The organism is Microbacterium sp. AG790, assembly GCF_003634765.1.
Taxonomy (GTDB): domain Bacteria; phylum Actinomycetota; class Actinomycetes; order Actinomycetales; family Microbacteriaceae; genus Microbacterium.
This window is the reverse complement of the sequence record NZ_RBWZ01000009.1, coordinates 110,693-130,578: the sequence shown is the minus strand read 5'-3', so window position 1 is coordinate 130,578 and position 19,886 is coordinate 110,693. Positions and strand designations below refer to the sequence as shown.

Here is a 19,886-nt window from a genome sequence, read left to right as displayed (position 1 = left end):
CCGGCGCGTCAGTGCACCGTGGTCGCCGTCGGCTTCCCGTCGCGGGTGAGCGCCAGAGCCTGCGTGAGGTCGTCGAACAGATCGTCGACGTGCTCGAGACCGATCGACAGGCGCAGGATGTCGGCGTCGGGCCGGGCCTCGGGTGCGACCGGGCGGTGCGTGAGGGCGGCCGGATGCTGGATCAGCGAGTCCACGCCGCCCAGCGAGACGGCATGGGTGAACAGGCGCGTGGATGCCGCGACGCGCGCCGCGGCATCGTAGCCTCCGCGCAGGCGGAGCGACACCATCGCGCCGGTGCCGTGCTGTTGACGGGTGAGCAGCCCCATCGGATCGCCGTGCAGGCCCGGGTAGAACACCTCGGCGATCGCGTCATCCCCGGTGAGGCGCCGCGCGATCTGCGCGGCTGTCTCCTGCTGCGCGCGCATGCGCAGGGGAAGGGTCGGCAGGCCGCGATGCAGCAGGTACGCCGCGAGCGGGTGGAGGATGCTGCCGGTGATCGCTCGTACGCGTCGGAGTGCGGCGGCGCACTCGGAGCCGCATGCGATGACGCCTCCGACGACGTCGCCGTGGCCGCCGAGGTATTTCGTCGCGCTGTGCAGCGACATCGTCGCGCCGTGGGCGAGCGGTTGCTGGAGGACCGGCGTGGCGAACGTGTTGTCGACGAGGACCGGAACGTCGTTCGCCTGCGCGACGACGGCGGCGATGTCGACGAGTTCGAGCGTCGGGTTCGCCGGCGTCTCCACGATGACCAGTCCGGTCTCCGGGCGCAGGGATGCGCCGACCTCGTCCGGACCGCAGAAGGTCGCCTGCGTACCCAGCAGGCCGCTTGCCAGCAGGTGATCACTGCCGCCGTAGAGCGGTCGGACCGCCACGACGTGCGGACGCCCGATCGAGACCGTGTGCGAGAGGATCGCCGCCGTCAGCGCCGCCATTCCGGAGGCGAACGCCACGGAGGCCTCTGCCGCTTCGAGCGTGGCCAGGGCCTCCTCGAAGCGGGACACCGTCGGGTTCCACAGGCGGGCGTACACGTGGCTGCCCCCGGGGATCGGCGTTCCGCCGGTCGCGAGCGCCTCGTACGAGTCCCCGCCGCGCTCGACGTCGGGCAACGGGTAGGTCGACGACAGATCGAGCGGCGGGGTGTGCACGCCGAGGGAGGCGAAGTCCGCGCGTCCGGCGTGCACGGCGAGCGTGTCGAGATGGTCCATGCCGCGAGTATGGAGGAAAGTGCGGCAGAGGTTCGGTGCGATTGTGAAATCCGCAATCACCTGATCAAATTGTGCCGAACTGAGCAACCCGAGACGACCGTTCAGGAGGCGCACTTGGCTGAACAGCAAAGCACGGCATCCGCCCTCGATGAGCTCGACCTGCGGATCCTCGCAGCCGTGGTGCGCGCCCCCGGCCGCCCGAACAAGGCGCTCGCCGAAGAACTCGGCGTCGCCGAGTCGACGTGTGCCTATCGCATCCGCTCGCTCCGTGCTCGCGGTGTGCTCACGGGCGTGCGCGTGCTGATCGATCCGGCATCGCTCGGGCTGCCGCTGCAGGCGGTGATCCGCGTACGCCTCGGCCGGCACACGCGCGAGGGTGTCGGACAGCTGTTCGAGGCGATCGTGGCGACGCCCGGCGTGATCGAGGCCTTCCACGTGGCGGGTGAAGACGACTTCCTCGTGCATGTGGCCGTGGAGGATGCCGCGGCGCTGCGCGACATCGTCCTGCAGCACATCACGGTGCACGAGGCGGTGCTCACGACCGAGACGCACCTTGTGTTCGAGCGACGTGAGGGTGTCGGGCCGCTCGCCCGCGTCACCGGGAGGAGGCAGTCGGGTCCCAGAGCGAGTGGTACGCGTTGATCGCCGGCTGCCCGCCGAGGTGCGCGTACAGCACGGTGGATGATGGCGGGATCTCGCGGGAGCCGACGAGATCGATCAGCCCGGCGAGGGACTTCCCCTCGTAGACCGGGTCGGTGATCATCGCTTCCAGTTGCGCGCCGAGTGCCATCGCCTCCATCGTCGAGTCGACCGGGATGCCGTAGAGCTCACCCGCCCACCCCTCCAAAACCTGGATCTCGTCGTCGCGCAGATCGCGGCCGAGTTCGATGAGCTCCGCCGTGTTCCGAGCGATGCGCGCGACCTGATCACGCGTCTTCTGGAGGGTCGCCGACGCATCGATCCCGAGCACGCGACGCTTCACGCCGGTCGCCTCTTCGAGGGCGGCGAACCCCGCGATCATTCCGGCATGCGTCGACCCGGTCACCGTGCAGACGACGATCGTGTCGAAGAAGACGCCGAGCTGCTTCTCCTGCTCGGCGACTTCGAACGCCCAGTTGGCGAAGCCCAGGCCGCCCAGCGGGTGCTCGCTCGCTCCGGCCGGGATGGGGTAGGGCGTACCGCCGCCGGCTTCGACCTCGGCCAGCGCCTGCTTCCAGGAGTCACGGATGCCGATGTCGAAGCCGGCATCGTCCAGACGCGAGTCGGCGCCCATCATCCGGGAAAGGAGGATGTTGCCGACTTTGTCGTTGGTCGGGTCGTCCCACGGAACCCACTTCTCCTGCACGAGTCGCGCCTTCAGCCCGAGATGCGCTGCGACGGCCGCGACCTGACGGGTGTGGTTGGACTGGTACCCGCCGATCGACACGATCGTGTCGGCTCCCGAGGCGAGGATGTCGGGAACGATGTACTCGAGCTTGCGCACCTTGTTGCCGCCGAACGCCAGCCCGCTGTTGACGTCCTCACGCTTCGCCCAGATCTGTGCGCCTCCGAGGTGGCCGCTCAGGCGGGGAAGGTGTTGCAGCGGGCTCGGCCCGAAGGTGAGCGGGTGGCGCGGGAACTCCTGCAGCTTCATGCGTGGTCCTGTTCGGTCGGAGCGGGCGAAAGGGTGAGGGATTGCCAGGTGCTCTCGGCGAGGCGGGAGGCGCCGTCGGCGTCGCCGGCGGCGCACAGCGCGATCAGGCGGTCGTGACGCTCTGCCGATGCGGCACCTTCGTGAGACGCGAAGCGCAACCGCTCAACGCGCCGCAGCACGGGCTCGTAGCGGGCGATGACGGCGATCGCGGCGGCGTTGCCGCACGCCTCGAGTGCGACAAGGTGGAAGCGGGCGTCGGCCTCCATCGCGCCGTTGACGTCGCGCTGCGACAGCGCCGCGCGGAAAGCGGCGTTCGCGGCGCGCATCTCGTTCAGCTGCGCGGCGGTGAGCCGCGGCACCGCGGCGCGGACGGCGAGAGCATGCAGGGCGCCGACGACCGCTTGAGCGTCGCGGACGGCGGCCTCCTCGAGTGGGGCGACCACCGTCGAGCGGCCCGGCGTGGCCTGGACGAGGCCGACCTGCGCCAGCTCCAGAAGCGCTTCGCGCACCGGAGTGCGGCTGACGCCGAGCCGCTCGGCGAGTTCTCCGTCGCGCAGCTGCTCGCCGGGAGCGAGACTGCCGTCCACGATCGCGTCCTGCAGGCGCGCGTGCACATCGTCGCGAAGAAGGCCGCGGGTGAGTGGGGCGGGGGAGAGGGGCACGATATGCAATATATCGCAAGAGATGACATGACGCCGCCAAGAGGTGCGCGCAAGCGGGGATGTGACCGACGCCGTCGCCGCTGGCAGCGCCTCGCGCGCAGTATCCGCCTAGCGTCCGAGGGCGGTGCGGATGCGTGTGGCCTGGGCAGCCCAGGACGTGTGCGCGTCGAAGAAGGCCATCTTGGCGCCGATCGGGCTCGAGGCGTCGGCAGGAGCGGTCTCGAGCACATACGTCATGAACGTCTCGGCGAAGTCCTCGACGACGTTGGTCGCGGCATACGCGCTGACGAAATCCGCCTCGTGGGCGGCGTAGAAGGCATCGGCGACCGCACTGTCGTCGTTGTCCGGGTTCGGGGCGTCGGCATAGGCGGCCCAGAACTGCCGCTGGAAGTCGAGGATCGCCGATCCGGCGCGAGCGCACCCCTCCGACACCGCGAGCGTCGGGCAGGGCCCGGAGTCGGCGTCGATCTCGGTCGTGTTCAGGCTCAGCACGTGCGCGAACTCGTGGACGAGCGTCGAGGTGAGCAGCTCGCGGTCGTCGGCGAAGGCTTCGTTGGCGGCCAGCGTCCACCGCCCCGGGGCATCCGGGTCGGGGGAGACATACGCGAGCGTGTCGCTGTCGGTCGCGTTGCCGACCCGATACGAGCTCATCATCGTCGCGGCGTACTCGCGCGTGGCGATGCGCGCGTACAGCTCCCAGATTCCCTCCGCCGCGGCATCCGGTGTGGGGTTCAGCGTGCCGTCCTCGGTGACGGCGAAGGCGCGTGCCGTTCCGAAGTCGTCGTCGTGCACGCCGGTCGGGTCGGTCGAGGTGTGCCCCGCGGCGCAGCCGACGAGCGTGAGGGCGAGGACGAGCAGGAGCGGCAGACTGCGTGACAGGCTTCGCGAGGGAGGGCGCACGCGCACACGCTACCGGCTCCACGACGAGCCGTGAGTCCGAGTCCTGCGGACTAGGCTTGACGCTCGTGGTCACCCGTCTGTCGAACTTCTTCCTCCGCACGCTTCGCGAAGACCCTTCGGATGCCGAGGTCACGAGCCATCGCCTGCTCGTGCGCGCCGGCTACATCCGCCGTCAGGCGCCGGGGATCTTCGCGTGGCTGCCGCTGGGCCTGCGTGTGAAGGCCCGCATCGAGACCATCATCCGCGAGGAGATGACGGCGGCGGGCGCGCAGGAGGTCCACTTCCCGGCGCTCATGCCCCGCGATCCGTACGAGGCGACGGGGCGCTGGGAGGAGTACGGCGACGGCATCTTCCGCCTCAAGGACCGCAAGGGCGCCGACTATCTGCTCGCCCCCACGCACGAAGAGGCGTTCACGCTGCTCGTGAAGGATCTCTACGGTTCGTACAAGGATCTGCCGCTGACGATCTACCAGATCCAGGACAAGTACCGCGACGAGGCACGTCCGCGCGCGGGCCTTCTGCGCGGCCGTGAGTTCACGATGAAGGACGCGTACTCGTTCGACTACACCGACGCCGGGCTCGACACCAGCTACATGGCCCAGCGTGACGCCTACGAGCGCATCTTCCAGCGCCTCGGACTGGAGTACGTCATCGTCCAGGCGGATGCCGGCGCGATGGGCGGCTCGCGCAGCGAGGAGTTCCTGCACCCGACGGCCATCGGCGAGGACACCTTCGTGCGCTCGGCGGGCGGCTACGCCGCGAACGTCGAGGCGTTCGAGACGCTCGTGCCCGAAGCCATCCCCTTCGACGGTCTCGCCGAGCCCGTGGTCTTCGACTCCCCGAACACCCCCACGATCGACACGCTCGTGGCGCACACCAACGCCGTCCTGGATGGCGAGTACACCGCGGCCGACACTCTCAAGAACGTCGTACTCGCGCTCACCCACCTCGACGGCACCCGCGAGCTGGTCGTCATCGGCCTGCCCGGCGATCGCGACGTCGACGACAAACGCGTCGAGGTGGCGTTCGCCCCGGCCGAGGTCGAGCCGGCCACCGCGGATGACTTCGAGAAGCAGCCGCTGCTGGTCAAGGGCTACATCGGCCCGTGGACGCCGCAGGGCGCGATCCTCGGGGAGGAGTCCGCGACCGGCATCCGCTACCTGCTCGATCCCCGCGTCGTCGATGGCACGAGCTGGATCACCGGCGCGAACATCGACCAGAAGCACGTCCACTCACTCGTCGCCGGGCGCGACTTCACCGCCGACGGGTATGTCGAGGTTGCGACCGTGCGGCCCGGGGATCCGGCGCCCGACGGTTCCGGACCGGTCGAGCTGGCGCGCGGCATGGAGATCGGTCACGTCTTCCAGCTGGGCCGCAAGTACGCGGACGCGCTGGGGCTGAAGGTGCTCGACGAGAACGGCAAGCTCGTCACGGTCACGATGGGCTCGTACGGCATCGGTGTCACGCGGATCCTCGCGATCATCGCCGAGCTGAACAACGACGACAAGGGCCTCATCTGGCCCGCAGCCGTCGCGCCGTTCGACGTGCAGGTCGTGGCGACGGGGCGGGATGCCGCGGCCTTCGAACTCGCCGAGAAGCTGTCGGCGGATCTCGATGCGGTCGGTCTCGACGTGCTCTACGACGATCGACCGAAGGTCTCGCCCGGCGTCAAGTTCGGCGACGCCGAGCTCGTGGGAGTGCCGCAGATCGTGATCGTCGGCCGGGGCGCCGCCGAGGGCGAGGTGGAGCTCTGGGATCGTCGCTCCGGCGAACGCACGCTCGTCTCGGCCGCCGAGGCCGTCACCCGCCTCGCCGCGCGCTGACAGTCGCTCGCACCGCTCGCACCGCTCTTCGAGGGGCCCTCGCGAGCCGGCGTGCGTGGCGCACGTGCGTGTGGCGTGTGCGGGTCAGAACGGTGCCGCGCGGTCGTCCGACGGCGCTGCGCGCTCTGAGGGTTCCGCCGCTCGGAACACCGGCATGCGTCGTTCGGGCTCCACGAGATAGCGCCGGCCGTACGGCGACGTCCACTCCACGACACCGCCGCTGTCGGGGAGCTGCACCACCGTCCAGCCGCCGTGATGCTTCACCGTGTGGTGCACGGCGCACAGGGGTGCGAGGTTGTCGGCGGAGGTGTTCCCGCCGTCGAACCAGGCCACGGTGTGGTCGATGTCGCATCGCGAGGCGGGCATGGCGCAGCCCGGAGCCATGCACCGTTCCGCCCGCCACCTGACCAGCCGGCGCAACTCAGGCGGCGGGTCGTAGCGGTGGCGCCCGACCGACAGCACCGCGCCCGTCTCGGGGTGCGTCAGAACGCGCAGCCAGCTCGTGGCGCCGCCGCTGAGTCGTCGTGCCTGGTCGATCGGAACGGGACCCACACCTTCGACGGTGGCCGGCTCGGACGCCGCGTGGGAATCGTCGAGCAGCGACAGTACCGGCACTGTCACGACGACTGTCGGACGGATGCCCGCCACAGCCGGAGCATGGCCGTCGCAGCGACCGTCGATGAGCAGATCGCCCAGAATGTCCGCACGTACCTGGTCGAGCGTTCGCTCGTCGGGCGGAACCTCGTCTGCGGACGCGGTGCCGGGGGTCGCCGGCGCGGCATCCGCCCCGCCACGACCGGTTCGACGGCCCGCGATGGCCTTTCCCATGCGGGTGAGGCGGTCGAAGATGGCGTGCGCTTCGACGCTGGGCAGATAAGCGGTCAGGAGGGACATGCCGTCGCCGGCGGGGGCGACGGACACCCGCCGCTCGTCGACGGCGCGCGCATGCTTGTCGGCAAGGGTCTCTGCGGTCGCCGCGGTGGCCAGATCGCGCAGCCGGCGGCGGAAGGTTCCCGCGGGGAGGCGTTCGGCCAGCGACACCGCGTCATCGATCAGCCGTGACCCGATCGCGGGATCGACGCTGTTGAGCACGTCCACGAGGAAACGTGCGTGCTGGTCGGTGATGCGTGCCCCGTGAAGTGCGTCCCATGCCGCCGGGTAGCGCTCGACCAACGCCGTCGCGCGGGCCATCAGATCGCCGGCCGCGTACTCGGTGATCCGAAGCGCCGCCGCCAGCTCGAGTCGCAGCGACCGGTCGATCATGTCGTCGGTGCACGCGTGCGGCGCCGCGGCGGCCATCGCATCGCTTCGCGCGGCGGCGACGCAGGCGTACTGCTCCGCCGTGTGGACCGCGACCACCGCGGCGATATCGGTGACCTGCGCGACGGGATCGCGCGGCGGCAGTGACGACGCGATCGCCACGATGTCCGCCCAGAAGCCGGGGTCCGGCTCGAGGTCGGTGTCGATGTTCATGATCCGAGTATAGAACATATGTTCGAATAGGGGAAGCGTGTTGGTCCATGGCCGAGCAAGCGTTTGGGGACCAGCGGCGACGCGGCGAGAGCCGGGTCGCTACTCTGGGGGCGGCGAGATCGTCGACGATGCCACCTGTCGCGAGACGCCGACCGCCCCCGCAGTTGGCATCGAAAGGAATGCGCATGCGCGATCGTCGTCGTCCCCTCGGCATCCGCCGCCTCATGAGCATCGCGGCGCTCGCCGTCAGCGCGCTGCTGGCCGTCGGCGCCGTGGCCCCGCTGTCGGCGCACGCCGCTGCGGACGGATGGTGGCACACCTCGGGCTCGCGCATCGTCGCCGCCGACGGAAGCACCGTCACCATCAAGGCGGCGAACTGGTTCGGGCTGGAGACTCCCAACTGCGCGCCGCACGGGCTGTGGTCGATCACCCTCGACGAGGGCCTCGCGCAGATCGCGGCCATGGGGTTCAACACGGTGCGATTGCCGTACTCGAACCAGTGCCTCGCGGCATCCACGACATCGTCCATCGACGCCTCGCGCAATCCCGACCTGGTCGCGCTGACGCCGTTGCAGCTGATGGATGCGGTCATCGCCAAGGCGCGCGCCCACGGGCTGCGCGTCATCCTCGACCGTCACCGCATCGAGTCGTCGGGCCAGTCCGAGCTCTGGTACACCTCGACCTACAGCGAGAAGCGCTGGATCGACGACTGGGTCATGCTCGCGAACCGCTACCGCGACGACCCGACGGTGGTCGGCGCCGACCTCCACAACGAGCCGCATGGTTCCGCCTGCTGGGGGTGCGGCGATGCCTCCCGCGACTGGCAGGCGGCGGCGACGCGCGCCGGCAACGCCGTGCTCGCCGCCAACCCGCGACTGCTGATCATCGTCGAAGGCGTCGAGCGGCAGAACGACGGCAAGACGACGTGGTGGGGCGGCGGCCTCAAGGATGCCGGGGCGAAGCCCGTCGTCCTCTCCACCTCGAACCGAGTCGTCTACTCCCCGCACGACTATCCCGCATCCGTGTACGGGCAGTCGTGGTTCTCGGCGTCGAACTACCCTGCCAACCTCCCCTCGGTCTGGGATGCGAACTGGGGGTATCTCGCCCGCACCGGCGCTGCGCCGGTCTTCGTCGGGGAGTTCGGCACGAAGCTCGAGACATCGAGCGACGCCCAATGGTTGAAGGCCCTGGTGTCGTACCTGGGATCGACCGGCCTGAGCTTCGGCTACTGGTCGTTCAACCCGAACAGCGGCGATACGGGCGGACTCGTCGCCGACGACTGGAAGACACCGCAGACAGCCAAGCTCGCCGCGCTCGCCCCGCTGCTCGCCGGGAAGTCCACGACGCCGACACCGACGCCGACACCCACGGCATCCGCCACACCGAAGCCGACGGCCACCGCATCGGCGACACCGAAGCCGACGGCCACCGCATCGGCGACACCGAAGCCGACACCGACGCCTTCCGCGACTCCCACTCCCACGGTCGCGCCGAGCCCGTCCCCGGGCCTCAGCCCCGTTTCCGCCACCTGGATGCTGCAGAGCGCGTGGCAGGACGGCTATGTGGCGGAGTTCACGGTCACTGCTTCCCGTGCGGTCGCCGGATGGACGATCTCCTGGGCGAGCCCGCAGGCGACGCGGGTGGTCAATGCCTGGGGCATGTCCTGCGCGGTCGGCTCCGGCACGATCAGCTGCACCGGCTCGGACTGGGCGGGTGCGCTCGCGACGGGTCAGAGCGTCCGCGTCGGCCTCCAGGTCGCCGCCGGCTCCGCCCCGCCCAGCCCGCGCCTGACGGTGACGGCGAGGTAGCGACCCCCGTTCGGCGATCGTTCACCCGATGCTGCCCGAGGATGCGAGGGTGGAGACATGGCAGAAAGCTCCGCTCTTGCGCCCACCGTGACCGACGGCATCCGGCACCTGCTGGACGACGCCGGCATCGCCGCCGACGCCGACCTCATCGCGCGCATCCTCGCGACCGGGGTCGGCATGGGCGTCGACCACGCCGACCGCCTCGACCTCAAGATCACGTCGGCTGCCCTCACCGAGATGCGTGCCGCGTTCCAGTTGTTCGCACCTTTTCGCGGCGTCCCCAAGATCACCGTGTTCGGCTCGGCGCGCACGGCGCCGGATTCGCCGCTGTACCGGCTGACGGTCGAGCTGACCGCAGCGCTCGCCGCCCGCGGCTGGATGACGGTCACGGGCGCGGGACCGGGAATCATGCAGGCAGCGGCCGAAGGCGCCGGGCCCGCCCACTCTCTCGGCGTCTCGATCCGCCTGCCCTTCGAGGAGAAGCCGAACGCGGTCATCGCCTCGCATGAGCGCAGCGTCGCGATGAAGTACTTCTTCACCCGCAAGCTCATGCTCGTGAAGGAGTCCAGCGGTTTCGTCTGCATGCCGGGGGGCTTCGGCACGCTCGACGAGATGTTCGAGCTGCTGACCCTGCAGCAGACCGGCAAGGCCGTTCCCACCCCCATCGTGCTGCTCGATCGCCCGGGCGGCGCGTTCTGGCAGGGACTGCGCCGCTTTGCGGACGAGCAGCTCATTCCCGACGGTGTCATCTCGGCCGACGACCTCGATCGCGTGCTCATGACCGACTCGGTGGATCGCGCGGTCGAGGAGATCACGGGTTTCTATCGCAACTACGTCTCGCTGCGCTGGGTGGGTCGCCGCCTCGTGCTGCGGCTGCGCGCCGAGCCCACGGATGCCGAGGTCGCCACACTCAACGACAGGTTCGCGGATCTGCTCGTCGACGGCGCGATCGAGCGCCGGGGCCCGCTGAAGGCGGAGCGCGAGGATGACGACGACCTCGCCGCGCCGCGCCTCGTCATGACGTTCGCTCAGCGTCGCGTCGGCGACCTGCATCACCTGATCCGCGCGGTGAACGCCCTGCCGAGCGCACCCGCCGACGCGCGCCCGTCCTGATCTCGCGAGCTCGCGTCAGCGGGGCGCGAGCCTCAGCGCACCAGCTTGCCGTGGTTCATCGTGTCGTCGGGGGTGTCGCGCGTGACCAGTGCCTTGAGCATGCCGGCCGCCATGACGAGCTTGCCGTGCGCCGGCTCCCAGAACTCCGTCTCGACCGGGGTGACTTTCAGCAGCGCGATGTCGGGCGTGTCGAGTCCGTCCTCGAACCAGATGTCCAGCGACGGCGACCAAAACTGCTCCATGCGGGCCCGGTCGTGCACGAGGGCGGCCCGGCCTGCCACCGACACGTACCGCATGCCCTTGGCGTCGCAGTACGCTAGGTTGACGTCACGGTCGGCCTCGACCTCCTCCGCCTTCTTCGTCTCATCGGAGGTGAAGAACCAGATGTCGCCGGCCTCGTCCATCTCGCGTGTGCTCATCGGGCGGCTGACGAGTCGTCCCGCCGAGTCCACGGTGGTGAGCATGGTGATGTCGATGTCCTCGACGAGTGCCTTCACGCGGTTGCGGGCCTCGGTTCCAGTGATTTCGCTCATGTCCCGAGCCTGCCCGCCCGCCCGCGCCCGCCCCAGGCCCTTGACAGCACGGCCCGCAGGACTCAGAGGCGCGCGTACCGCGCTCGGAATCCGCAGAACACGCCGTACGCCATCAACCCGACCCCGAGGGCCACGGCGATCCCCCGTCCAGCCGGCAGCGTGAGCAGGCCGTCGACGGCGCTGTCCAGGCCCCCGGCGCGTGCCGCATCCGCGTGCACGGCGGCCACGAGCAGCAGGACGCCGAGGATGCCGAGCGCCGCGCCTTTGGCGACGAAACCCGCGACGCCCAGCGAGCGCACGAGCGCGCCGAGGGAGGATCGCGGGATCGCCATGCGCATCTCGAACGAGCGGCGCACACCCATCACGACGAAGACCACGCCGGCCACGGCGATACCCGCCCCGACGGCGGCCAGCAGAAAGGGTCCGCCGGTCAGAGCGAGGATTCCCCGACTGGCGACCCGGGCCGTCCCATCGGCATCCGGCGTCGCGCCGAGGGCGATCGACGCGGCGAGGATGCCGACGGCGGCGAAGACGACACCCTGGCTCCACTCCGATGCACGTCGTCCCCAGCGACCGTCGCCGCGAGACGTGGCGCCCGCCGCCAGGTGCCAGAGCGCGAGGCCCCAGAGTCCGATCGCGACCGCCCACACGACCATGGCGCCCCACGGCACCGCGGCGACCGAACGGAGCGCGCCCACCTGATCGGCCTCGCCGCGACCGCCGGCCGCGAGAGCGATGACCAGCACGCCGATCAACGCATGGACGACGCCGTTGGCGGCGAAGCCCGCCCGTGCCAGCACCTGCACCAGCGGATGGCGCCGGGTCGCGGCGGCCGCGCGGCGCGCTTCCGTCACGAGCGGCCGGCGGGCGCGTCGCCGCGGCGGATCCACGGCGGTCCGAGGGGGACCACGTGCCGCCCCATCGTGCGCCAGGCGAACTTGTCCACGAGCATGTAGAACGCCAGCGCCGACGCGCCGATCAGCAGCCATGCGCCGGCGGTACCCAGCGTCGCCGCACCGGCGAAGGCGGCGACGGCTTCGAGGGCCAACCCCGCCGCCACGAGCAGCAGGGTCAGCGGTAGCGCCGAGTTGTGGGTGGCGCCGGCGAACATGAATCCGAGCGCGAGCACCGCGAACATCATCGAGAACAACGGGCGCGCCGGGCCCGACACCTCGAAGAAGCCGAGCTCTCCGCCGAGGAGGAATCCGGGCATGCAGATCCAGTACCACCCGAAGGCGTTGTAGACGACGAAGTGGAAGTCGTCGCCGACGAAGTAGGAGAGCATCCCCGCGATCACCTGGACGAGGCCCCCGAACACCGCGCCCACCCAGAACACCGCGCTCTCGTTCTGCACACCCAGATGCGCCAGCTGAGCGGTGAGGGTCGCGATCACGAACCCGAGCAGGCCGATCAAACCGGGATCCGCGCGCCGCGGCTCCGGGATCACGTGTGCGAGTGGGGGGACTGCGGCATCCATTCCGTCAGTATGCACGGCCGCGGAGTCCGCCAGCGGAGGCCATCGGGTAAAATCGGCCGGGTGACCGAGGGTGACCTCGCGTCGAGAGCTGAATAGGGAGGCACCTGTGGACATCGATCTGGGACTGCTACGGACGGTCGAGCGCGAGAAGGAGATCCCGTTCGACGAACTGGTCGGGATCATCGAGCAGGCGATTCTCACCGCCTACGCCAAGCACACCTCTCCCGACGGGGAGCTTCCCGAGGGCGCACGTGCGCTCCTGGACCGCAAGACCGGTCATGTCGCCGTCTACATTCCCCTGCGCGACGAGGACGGCGCGATCATCGGCGAGGAGGAGTCGACGCCCGAGGACTTCGGCCGCATCGCCGCCTACGCCGCCAAGCAGGTGATCGGCCAGCGTCTGCGTGACATCGCCGATGACGCCATCCTGGGCGAGTTCCGGGGCAAGGAGGGCGACATCGTCGCCGGTGTGATCCAGCAGGGGCCCAACCCCCGCATGGTCCACGTCGACCTCGGCACCGTCGAGGCCATCCTTCCGCCCGAGGAGCAGGTCGCCGGTGAGCAGTACGCCCATGGCTCCCGTCTGCGCGTCTACGTGACGTCGGTGTCGAAGGGCACCAAGGGTCCGCAGATCACCGTCTCGCGCACCCACCCCGGCCTTGTCCGCAAGCTCTTCGCCCTCGAGGTGCCGGAGATCGCGTCGGGGCTCGTGGAGATCACCTCTCTCGCACGTGAGGCCGGCCATCGCACCAAGATCGCGGTCACGGCCAAGGATCCGGCGATCAACGCCAAGGGCGCCTGCATCGGCGAGCTCGGACGACGCGTGCGCGCCGTCACCGAAGAGCTGGGCGGCGAGAAGATCGACATCGTCGACTACGACCCGGAGCTCGCGAAGTTCGTCGCCAACGCCCTGTCGCCCGCCAAGGTCACGTCCAGCTTCGTGCTGGACGCCGGCACCAAGGCGGTGCGTGCGCTGGTTCCCGACTATCAGCTCTCGCTCGCCATCGGCAAGGAGGGCCAGAACGCCCGTCTGGCCGCGAAGCTCACCGGCGCCAAGATCGACATCCAGCCCGACTCGATCCTCGAGTCGTGACCGAGAGATCCGGCCCGGCTGCTCACTCTCGCCCCGCATCGCAATCTCCGCGTGGCGAGTGGGGGTAAGATGGATCCTGTTCGAACGTGCGTGGGATGCCGCGCGCGCGTCTCCCGGTCCAGCCTCCTGAGGGTGGTGGACAGGGACGGTGTCCTCGTCGCCGACGAGAAAGCCGTCCTCCCCGGGCGAGGTGCGTGGGTGCATGACACGGATGCGTGTGTGGATGCCGCGATCCGGCGCCGCGCCTTCGGACGAGCATTGCGTGTGTCGGGACCACTCGACACGCAGACCTTTCAACACACCCACCAGCGAAACGGCTGAACGGCTATGGACACAAAGTGAACGGCTCGAAATGAGACCCGTCCGCAAGTAACGGTCTGCCCTGTCCGGGGGAGACCTCAGACAGGAGAATTGTGGCAAACCCACGCGTGCACGAGATCGCTTCGGAGATCGGCGTCGACAGTAAAGTCGCCCTCGCGAAGCTGAAGGAGCTCGGCGAATACGTCAAGAGCCCCTCATCGACCATTGCGCCCCCGGTGGCGCGCAAGCTCCGCGCGGCCCTCGAGGCCGAGGGCGCAGCGAAGAAGCCGGCGGACTCCGCTGCCGCCCCGGCGGCGGGCGCGGCTCCCAAGGCCCCCACGCCGGGCGCTCGCCCGGCGGCGCGTCCCGGACCGGCGAAGCCCGCCGCACCGGCCACGCCCGCCGCGGCCGCCACGCCGGCTCCCGCGACGCCGGCGGCTCCCGCTGCTCCGGCCGCTCCGGCTGCTCCCGCGGCCGCTGAGGCGGCACCGGCCGCACCGGCTATCCCTGGTGCCAGCACCCCGCAGGCACCGCGTCCGGGCGGTGCACCGCGACCGGGCAACAACCCCTTCTCGTCCGCGCAGGGCATGGGGCAGCGCCCCGCCGGCCCGCGTCCGGGCAACAACCCCTTCGCGTCCGCGCAGGGCATGGGCCAGCGCCCGACGCCGGGCAACATCCCGCGTCCGCAGGCCCCTCGCCCCGGCGCGCCGCGTCCGGGTGCCCCGCGTCCCGGTGGCGCCGGTCGGCCCGGCGGCGGTGGCCGTCCGGGTGCACCGTTCCAGCAGCGTCCCGGTGGTCCGGGTCGTCCCGGTGGTGCCGGTGGCTTCCAGCGCCCCGGCGGCACGGGCGGACCGGGAGCTCCCGGCGGTTTCGCGGGTCGTCCGGCCGGTGGCGGCGGTCGTGGCCGTGGTCCCGGCGGCGGCACCGCGGGTGCCTTCGGTAAGGGTGGCGGCAAGAGCAAGCAGCGTAAGTCGCGTCGTGCGAAGCGGCAGGAATTCGAGATGCGGTCGGCGCCCGTCGTCGGCGGCGTCAACGTCCAGAAGGGCAACGGCGAGATCATTCGCCTGCGCCGCGGTGCATCCATCGCCGACTTCGCGGACAAGCTCGAGGCCCTGCGCGGTTACACCGTGCAGCCCGGAACGCTCGTGACGATCCTCTTCAACCTCGGCGAGATGGCCACGGCGACGGAGTCGCTTGACGAGGCCACGTTCGAGGTGCTCGGTGCCGAGCTCGGTTACAAGATCCAGATGGTCTCGCCCGAGGACGAGGACAAGGAGCTCCTGGAGGGCTTCGGTCTCGACCTCGAGGCCGAGCTGGAGGCGGAGAGCGAGGACGACCTCGAGATCCGGCCTCCGGTGGTGACCGTCATGGGTCACGTCGACCACGGTAAGACGCGACTGCTCGATGCGATCCGCCAGACCAACGTGGTCGCGGGTGAAGCCGGTGGCATCACCCAGCACATCGGTGCCTACCAGGTGTGGACCGAGCACGAAGGCATCGAGCGCGCCATCACCTTCATCGACACCCCCGGTCACGAGGCGTTCACCGCCATGCGTGCCCGTGGTGCGCAGGTCACCGACATCGCGATCCTCGTGATCGCCGCCGACGACGGCATCATGCCCCAGACGGTGGAAGCCCTCAACCATGCGCAGGCCGCAGGCGTGCCGATCGTGGTCGCGGTGAACAAGGTCGACAAGCCCGACGCGAACCCCGCGAAGGTGCGCCAGCAGCTCACCGAGTATGGGCTGGTCGCCGAGGAGTACGGCGGGGACGTCATGTTCGTCGACGTGTCGGCGCGTCAGGGCACGAACATCCAGGCGCTTCTGGATGCCGTCCTGCTGACGGCCGACGCCGGGCTCGACCTCACGGCGAACCCGAACAAGGCCGCCCGCGGTGTCGCGATCGAGGCGAAGCTCGACAAGGGCCGCGGTTCGGTGGCGACGGTGCTCATCCAGTCCGGAACGCTCCGCGTCGGCGATGCGATCGTGGCGGGAACGGCCTACGGCCGCGTCCGCGCCATGATCGACGAGAACGGCGACGCGGTCGACGAGGCCTACCCCTCGCGTCCCGTCCAGGTGCAGGGTCTGAACTCGGTGCCCCGCGCCGGCGACGTCTTCATCGTCACCGAGGAAGACCGCCTGGCTCGCCAGATCGCGGAGAAGCGCGAGGCCGCCGAGCGCAACGCCCAGCTGGCCAAGGCCCGCAAGCGCATCTCGCTCGAGGACTTCACCCGTGCTCTCGAAGAGGGCAAGGTCGAGTCGCTCAACCTCATCATCAAGGGCGACGTCTCCGGTGCCGTCGAGGCGCTGGAAGAGTCGCTGCTGAAGATCGAGGTCGACGACAGCGTCCAGCTGCGCATCATCCACCGCGGCGTCGGCGCGATCACCGAGTCGGACATCAACCTCGCCACGATCGACAACGCGATCGTGATCGGCTTCAACGTCCGTCCCGACACCAAGGCCCGCGAGCGTGCCGCCCGCGAGGGCGTGGACGTGCGCTTCTACTCGGTCATCTACAACGCGATCGACGACGTCGAGCAGTCGCTCAAGGGCCTGCTCAAGCCGGAGTTCGAAGAGGTGCAGTCGGGTGTCGCCGAGATCCGCGAGGTGTTCCGCTCCTCGAAGTTCGGCAACATCGCCGGTGTCATCGTGCGCTCGGGAACGATCACGCGCAATGCCAAGGCTCGCGTCATCCGCGACGGCGTCGTGCTGGCCGACGGCCTGGCCATCGAGTCGCTGCGCCGCTTCAAGGACGACGTCACCGAGGTCCGTACCGACTTCGAGGCCGGTATCGGACTGGGCAAGTACAACGACATCCAGGTCGGCGACGAGATCGAGACGACCGAGATGGTGGAGAAGCCGCGAGGCTGATCCTCGCTCCTTGGCTGCGGCTGCGCCGGTCGCGCCGCGGAGGCAAGAGCGGGGCCCCTACCCCGATTGCCTCCGCGGCGCGACCGGCTCCGCCTTTGCCGTGACTGCGGTGCAGCCGCATTGCTGTGGTGTGAAGGGAAGAGAAGATGTCGAACGAACGGCAGGCGAGACTCGCCGACCGCATCCGCGTGCTCATCGCCGAGCGGCTCGAGAAGGGGCTGCGCGACCCGCGCCTCGGCTTCGTGACGATCACCGACGTACGCGTCACGGGCGACCTGCAGCACGCTTCGGTGTTCTACACGGTCTACGGCGATGACCAGGCGCGCGAAGACTCCGCCGCTGCGCTCAAGGCCGCGACCGGCATGCTGCGCAGCGAGGTGGGCAAGCGTCTCGGCATCCGTCTCACCCCGTCGCTGGAGTTCATCCCCGACGCGCTTCCCGAGAACGCGGGGCACATCGCGCAGCTGCTGCGCGAAGCGCAGGAGCGCGATGCGGCCGTGGCAGGGCTTGCGGCCGGGGCCGCGTACGCGGGCGATGCCGACCCGTACGTCAAGCCGCGTGAGGACGACGACGAGGACTGAGCCTCATCGCTGCGGCCTCACTGCGGCAGGCGCAGGTTGCCGTCGACGGCCTCGACGAGTCCGTCGACGATGAGCGAGTCGATCGCACGATCACGCTGCGCGGGAGTCGGCCAGTCGGCGACGACGTCGTCGGCGGGCAGCGCATGTGACGGCGCCGCCCGCAGGGCGTGCAGCACCGCTCCGCGCGCCTGACGGTCGCTGCCCTCGTAGGCAGCCTGCTTGCGGCGCAGATCGCCGGTGTCGGGGTAGCCGGCGGCGCGCCAGGCGCAGAGCGCGGAGATCGGACACGCGTCGCATCGCGCTGCACGCGCGGTGCACACGAGCGCGCCGAGCTCCATCATGGCGGCGTTCATGATCGCGGCATCCTGATCGTCGCGCGGAAGCAGCGCCGTCATCGCCGCCAGATCACCGCGAGCCGGCGGTCCCGGCTGAGAGCGTCCGTCGACGGCCCGCGCGATGACGCGCCGGGTGTTCGTGTCGACCACCGGGTGACGCTCGCCGTAGGCGAACACGGCCACGGCCCGCGCCGTGTAGTCGCCGATGCCCGTCAGGGCGAGAAGGGCCTCGACCTCACGCGGCACGACCCCGTCGTGACGGTCGCGGATCTCCACCGCGGCGCGGTGCAGCCACAGCGCCCGCCGCGGGTAGCCGAGGTTCGCCCACTGTGCGACGGCCGCGGCGGGCGGATCGGCGGCCAGAGCCGTGGGTGTCGGCCACCGCGCCAGCCAGGCTTCGAGCAAGGGGATCACGCGTGTCACGGGCGTCTGCTGCAGCATGAACTCGCTCACGAGCACGCCCCAGGCCCCGAACCCCTCCGCGCGCCAGGGCAGATCGCGGGCGTTGTCGCGGTACCAGGCGATGAGCGGCGTCGCGAGGTCGGGCATCGCACCAGCCTACGGTCGCCGACGCGTTGCGTATTCAGTCTCCGCACGATCGCGGCATCCGCGCGCCCGCGAGTTCTCGACGATCCGCACTCTGCCGCGGCAGCGCGGACTGAACACGGAACCGGCCGGACGGCAGGGGAGAAGAGGCGCGGCAGACGGGGCCACAGCGTGACGCGGGGCCACACTGTGATGCGGGCCGCTGCGGTGCGCGCAGACACGGCGAGACGTGGCGCCGCGCCTAGGCTGGAGCAATGCCCGCTTCTCTGCTTGCCCCCAACGGCGTCCTCCTCGTGGACAAGCCGCAGGCGATCACGAGCCACGACGTGGTCGCACGGGCGCGCCGCGCCCTGAACACCCGCAAGATCGGACACGCCGGCACGCTCGACCCGATGGCCACCGGGCTGCTCATCCTGGGGGTCGGACCCGCGACCCGGCTGCTCACCTTCATCGTCGGGCTCGGCAAGACGTACGAGGCCACCGTGCTGCTGGGCGTTGCGACCGACTCCGACGACGCGGACGGCATCGAGACCGCGTGGGCGGATGCCGAGGCCCTCGCGGCCGTGACCGACGAGCGCATCGCCGCCGGCATCGCGGCGCTCACGGGCGAGATCGATCAGGTTCCGACCACCGTGTCGGCGATCAAGGTCGCCGGCAGACGCGCCTACGACCTCGCCCGAGCGGGAGAGAGCGTCGAGCTGGCAGCCCGCCGGGTGACGGTCGATCGTTTCGACATCGTTCGCCGCCGCGACACCGCCGAGGGGCGCATCGAACTCGACGTCGTCGTCGATTGTTCCAGCGGCACGTACATCCGCGCCCTGGCGCGCGATCTCGGCGCCGCTCTGGGAGTCGGCGGCCACCTGACGGCGCTGCGGCGCACGCGCATCGGCGCGTTCGAGGTGCGCGACGCCGTCTCCGAGATCGCTGCGGACGCGCCGCTGCTGTCGCCGGCGCAGGTTGCGGCATCCGTGCTCGGTGCCCTCCCCGTCACTGCCGACGAAGCGCGCGACCTCCGCCACGGCAAACGTCTGGTCGGCGCGGCACCGCGGCTGGAGGGGGCGATGTCACCGACGCCGGCGGCGATCGATCCCGACGGCCGGCTCGTCGGGATCGTCGAGCGACGCGGTGCCGACATCAAGAGCGCGATGAACATGGCGGAGGACGCATGATCGAGTGGTTCGCCATCGTGCAGGTCGCCGTCGCCGTCGTGGCGGGACTCGTCGCGATCATCCTCGGACTCGCCGGCCGTCGACCGAGCGATCTCACGGTCGGCGCGATGGCGCTGATCCTGCTGCTCCTGGTCGCCCAGGTGGTCATCGCGATCGTCGCCCCCCTCGTCGGCAACCCGCCGGCCGGCAGCGCGCTGGAGTTCTGGGTCTACCTCGTCTCGGCGGTGCTCATCCCCCCGGCATCCGTCATCTGGGCGCTCATCGAACGCAGCCGCTGGAGCACGGTGATCATGGGCATCGCTGCGTTGTCGGTCGCGGTCATGGTGTGGCGCATGCAGGTCATCTGGACCACCGCGGGCATGTGA

The 19,886-nt window shown here is 70.3% G+C and carries 19 protein-coding genes; 10 read left to right on the top strand and 9 right to left on the bottom strand.

Annotation, left to right across the window (positions count from 1 at the left end):
* Nucleotides 1-8: 8 nt before the first annotated feature.
* Complete coding sequence (locus DEU37_RS10205; RefSeq protein ID WP_121190586.1) at nt 9-1,205, bottom strand: PLP-dependent aspartate aminotransferase family protein; 1,197 nt, start codon at nt 1,203-1,205, stop codon at nt 9-11.
* 114 nt (nt 1,206-1,319) lie between these two features.
* On the opposite strand from DEU37_RS10205, the gene DEU37_RS10200 reads away from it, so the two are divergent.
* On the top strand, nt 1,320-1,847 hold the full coding sequence (locus DEU37_RS10200; RefSeq protein WP_121190585.1) for an Lrp/AsnC family transcriptional regulator: 528 nt from the start codon (nt 1,320-1,322) through the stop codon (nt 1,845-1,847).
* Here the strand turns inward: DEU37_RS10200 and DEU37_RS10195 are convergent.
* The 3 genes from DEU37_RS10195 to DEU37_RS10185 all read right to left on the bottom strand — a co-directional run bounded on the left by DEU37_RS10195 (nt 1,801) and on the right by DEU37_RS10185 (nt 4,400).
* Nucleotides 1,801-2,838 carry a 1-aminocyclopropane-1-carboxylate deaminase gene (locus DEU37_RS10195; RefSeq protein ID WP_121190584.1) on the bottom strand — a complete coding sequence of 346 codons (1,038 nt, stop codon included), beginning with the start codon at nt 2,836-2,838 and terminating at the stop codon, nt 1,801-1,803. The genes DEU37_RS10200 and DEU37_RS10195 overlap by 47 nt on opposite strands.
* The gene (locus tag DEU37_RS10190) at nt 2,835-3,500 is read right to left on the bottom strand and encodes a GntR family transcriptional regulator (RefSeq protein ID WP_121190583.1); all 666 of its coding nucleotides are present in this window, start codon (nt 3,498-3,500) and stop codon (nt 2,835-2,837) included. The genes DEU37_RS10195 and DEU37_RS10190 overlap by 4 nt, the downstream gene beginning before the upstream one ends.
* A gap of 108 nt (nt 3,501-3,608) precedes the next feature.
* A complete protein-coding gene (locus tag DEU37_RS10185; protein ID WP_259457247.1) occupies nt 3,609-4,400 on the bottom strand; it encodes an NADH:ubiquinone oxidoreductase subunit 4 (chain M) in 792 nt (263 codons plus the stop codon).
* A gap of 65 nt (nt 4,401-4,465) precedes the next feature.
* On the opposite strand from DEU37_RS10185, the gene DEU37_RS10180 reads away from it, so the two are divergent.
* A complete protein-coding gene (locus tag DEU37_RS10180) occupies nt 4,466-6,223 on the top strand; it encodes a proline--tRNA ligase (RefSeq protein WP_121190733.1) in 1,758 nt (585 codons plus the stop codon).
* A gap of 84 nt (nt 6,224-6,307) precedes the next feature.
* Here DEU37_RS10180 and DEU37_RS10175 read toward each other — a convergent pair whose 3' ends face one another.
* Nucleotides 6,308-7,696, bottom strand: coding sequence for an HNH endonuclease signature motif containing protein (locus DEU37_RS10175; RefSeq protein WP_259457246.1), 1,389 nt, complete (start codon nt 7,694-7,696; stop codon nt 6,308-6,310).
* A 185-nt stretch (nt 7,697-7,881) separates the two neighbouring features.
* Between DEU37_RS10175 and DEU37_RS10170 the strand changes: the two genes are divergently transcribed.
* Both DEU37_RS10170 and DEU37_RS10165 read left to right on the top strand, forming a co-directional pair.
* Entirely contained in the window at nt 7,882-9,504 is a 1,623-nt protein-coding gene (locus tag DEU37_RS10170; RefSeq protein WP_121190732.1) for a cellulase family glycosylhydrolase, read from the top strand.
* A gap of 57 nt (nt 9,505-9,561) precedes the next feature.
* Nucleotides 9,562-10,617 (top strand): TIGR00730 family Rossman fold protein, encoded by a 1,056-nt coding sequence (locus tag DEU37_RS10165; protein WP_121190580.1) that lies wholly within the window; start codon nt 9,562-9,564, stop codon nt 10,615-10,617.
* Between the two features lie 32 nt (nt 10,618-10,649).
* Here DEU37_RS10165 and DEU37_RS10160 read toward each other — a convergent pair whose 3' ends face one another.
* From DEU37_RS10160 to DEU37_RS10150, 3 genes are all read right to left on the bottom strand, one after another.
* Nucleotides 10,650-11,150 carry a pyridoxamine 5'-phosphate oxidase family protein gene (locus tag DEU37_RS10160; RefSeq protein WP_121190579.1) on the bottom strand — a complete coding sequence of 167 codons (501 nt, stop codon included), beginning with the start codon at nt 11,148-11,150 and terminating at the stop codon, nt 10,650-10,652.
* A 62-nt stretch (nt 11,151-11,212) separates the two neighbouring features.
* Nucleotides 11,213-12,004: a DUF1206 domain-containing protein gene (locus tag DEU37_RS10155; protein WP_183043650.1), complete on the bottom strand. Its 792-nt coding sequence runs from the start codon at nt 12,002-12,004 to the stop codon at nt 11,213-11,215.
* Nucleotides 12,001-12,627 carry an acetate uptake transporter family protein gene (locus tag DEU37_RS10150; RefSeq protein WP_121190577.1) on the bottom strand — a complete coding sequence of 209 codons (627 nt, stop codon included), beginning with the start codon at nt 12,625-12,627 and terminating at the stop codon, nt 12,001-12,003. The genes DEU37_RS10155 and DEU37_RS10150 overlap by 4 nt, the downstream gene beginning before the upstream one ends.
* A 106-nt stretch (nt 12,628-12,733) precedes the next feature.
* On the opposite strand from DEU37_RS10150, the gene nusA reads away from it, so the two are divergent.
* From nusA to rbfA, 4 genes are all read left to right on the top strand, one after another.
* Entirely contained in the window at nt 12,734-13,720 is a 987-nt protein-coding gene (gene nusA, locus DEU37_RS10145; protein ID WP_005048719.1) for a transcription termination factor NusA, read from the top strand.
* Between the two features lie 69 nt (nt 13,721-13,789).
* Nucleotides 13,790-14,041, top strand: coding sequence for a YlxR family protein (locus DEU37_RS10140; RefSeq protein WP_082230606.1), 252 nt, complete (start codon nt 13,790-13,792; stop codon nt 14,039-14,041).
* Between the two features lie 92 nt (nt 14,042-14,133).
* The gene (gene infB / locus DEU37_RS10135; protein WP_183043649.1) at nt 14,134-16,890 is read left to right on the top strand and encodes a translation initiation factor IF-2; all 2,757 of its coding nucleotides are present in this window, start codon (nt 14,134-14,136) and stop codon (nt 16,888-16,890) included.
* Nucleotides 16,891-17,036: 146 nt separating this feature from the next.
* Nucleotides 17,037-17,471 carry a 30S ribosome-binding factor RbfA gene (rbfA, locus tag DEU37_RS10130; protein WP_016463288.1) on the top strand — a complete coding sequence of 145 codons (435 nt, stop codon included), beginning with the start codon at nt 17,037-17,039 and terminating at the stop codon, nt 17,469-17,471.
* Nucleotides 17,472-17,488: 17 nt separating this feature from the next.
* On the opposite strand, the gene DEU37_RS10125 is transcribed toward rbfA, so the two are convergent.
* On the bottom strand, nt 17,489-18,355 hold the full coding sequence (locus tag DEU37_RS10125) for an A/G-specific adenine glycosylase (RefSeq protein WP_121190575.1): 867 nt from the start codon (nt 18,353-18,355) through the stop codon (nt 17,489-17,491).
* A gap of 251 nt (nt 18,356-18,606) precedes the next feature.
* On the opposite strand from DEU37_RS10125, the gene truB reads away from it, so the two are divergent.
* Together truB and DEU37_RS10115 are read left to right on the top strand one after the other, a co-directional pair.
* Nucleotides 18,607-19,521 (top strand): tRNA pseudouridine(55) synthase TruB, encoded by a 915-nt coding sequence (truB, locus tag DEU37_RS10120; protein WP_121190574.1) that lies wholly within the window; start codon nt 18,607-18,609, stop codon nt 19,519-19,521.
* Nucleotides 19,518-19,886 (top strand): hypothetical protein, encoded by a 369-nt coding sequence (locus tag DEU37_RS10115; RefSeq protein ID WP_121190573.1) that lies wholly within the window; start codon nt 19,518-19,520, stop codon nt 19,884-19,886. The genes truB and DEU37_RS10115 overlap by 4 nt, the downstream gene beginning before the upstream one ends.

What these genes read in the sequence shown, in the direction of transcription:
- DEU37_RS10140 (WP_082230606.1), top strand. Translation starts at nt 13,790, where the DNA reads ATGGATCCTGTTCGAACGTGCGTGGGATGCCGCGCGCGCGTCTCCCGG.
- DEU37_RS10125 (WP_121190575.1), bottom strand. Translation starts at nt 18,355, where the DNA reads ATGCCCGACCTCGCGACGCCGCTCATCGCCTGGTACCGCGACAACGCC.
- DEU37_RS10170 (WP_121190732.1), top strand. Translation starts at nt 7,882, where the DNA reads ATGCGCGATCGTCGTCGTCCCCTCGGCATCCGCCGCCTCATGAGCATC.
- DEU37_RS10165 (WP_121190580.1), top strand. Translation starts at nt 9,562, where the DNA reads ATGGCAGAAAGCTCCGCTCTTGCGCCCACCGTGACCGACGGCATCCGG.
- truB (WP_121190574.1), top strand. Translation starts at nt 18,607, where the DNA reads ATGCCCGCTTCTCTGCTTGCCCCCAACGGCGTCCTCCTCGTGGACAAG.
- DEU37_RS10160 (WP_121190579.1), bottom strand. Translation starts at nt 11,150, where the DNA reads ATGAGCGAAATCACTGGAACCGAGGCCCGCAACCGCGTGAAGGCACTC.
- DEU37_RS10115 (WP_121190573.1), top strand. Translation starts at nt 19,518, where the DNA reads ATGATCGAGTGGTTCGCCATCGTGCAGGTCGCCGTCGCCGTCGTGGCG.
- DEU37_RS10150 (WP_121190577.1), bottom strand. Translation starts at nt 12,627, where the DNA reads ATGGATGCCGCAGTCCCCCCACTCGCACACGTGATCCCGGAGCCGCGG.
- DEU37_RS10205 (WP_121190586.1), bottom strand. Translation starts at nt 1,205, where the DNA reads ATGGACCATCTCGACACGCTCGCCGTGCACGCCGGACGCGCGGACTTC.
- DEU37_RS10175 (WP_259457246.1), bottom strand. Translation starts at nt 7,696, where the DNA reads ATGAACATCGACACCGACCTCGAGCCGGACCCCGGCTTCTGGGCGGAC.
- DEU37_RS10195 (WP_121190584.1), bottom strand. Translation starts at nt 2,838, where the DNA reads ATGAAGCTGCAGGAGTTCCCGCGCCACCCGCTCACCTTCGGGCCGAGC.
- rbfA (WP_016463288.1), top strand. Translation starts at nt 17,037, where the DNA reads ATGTCGAACGAACGGCAGGCGAGACTCGCCGACCGCATCCGCGTGCTC.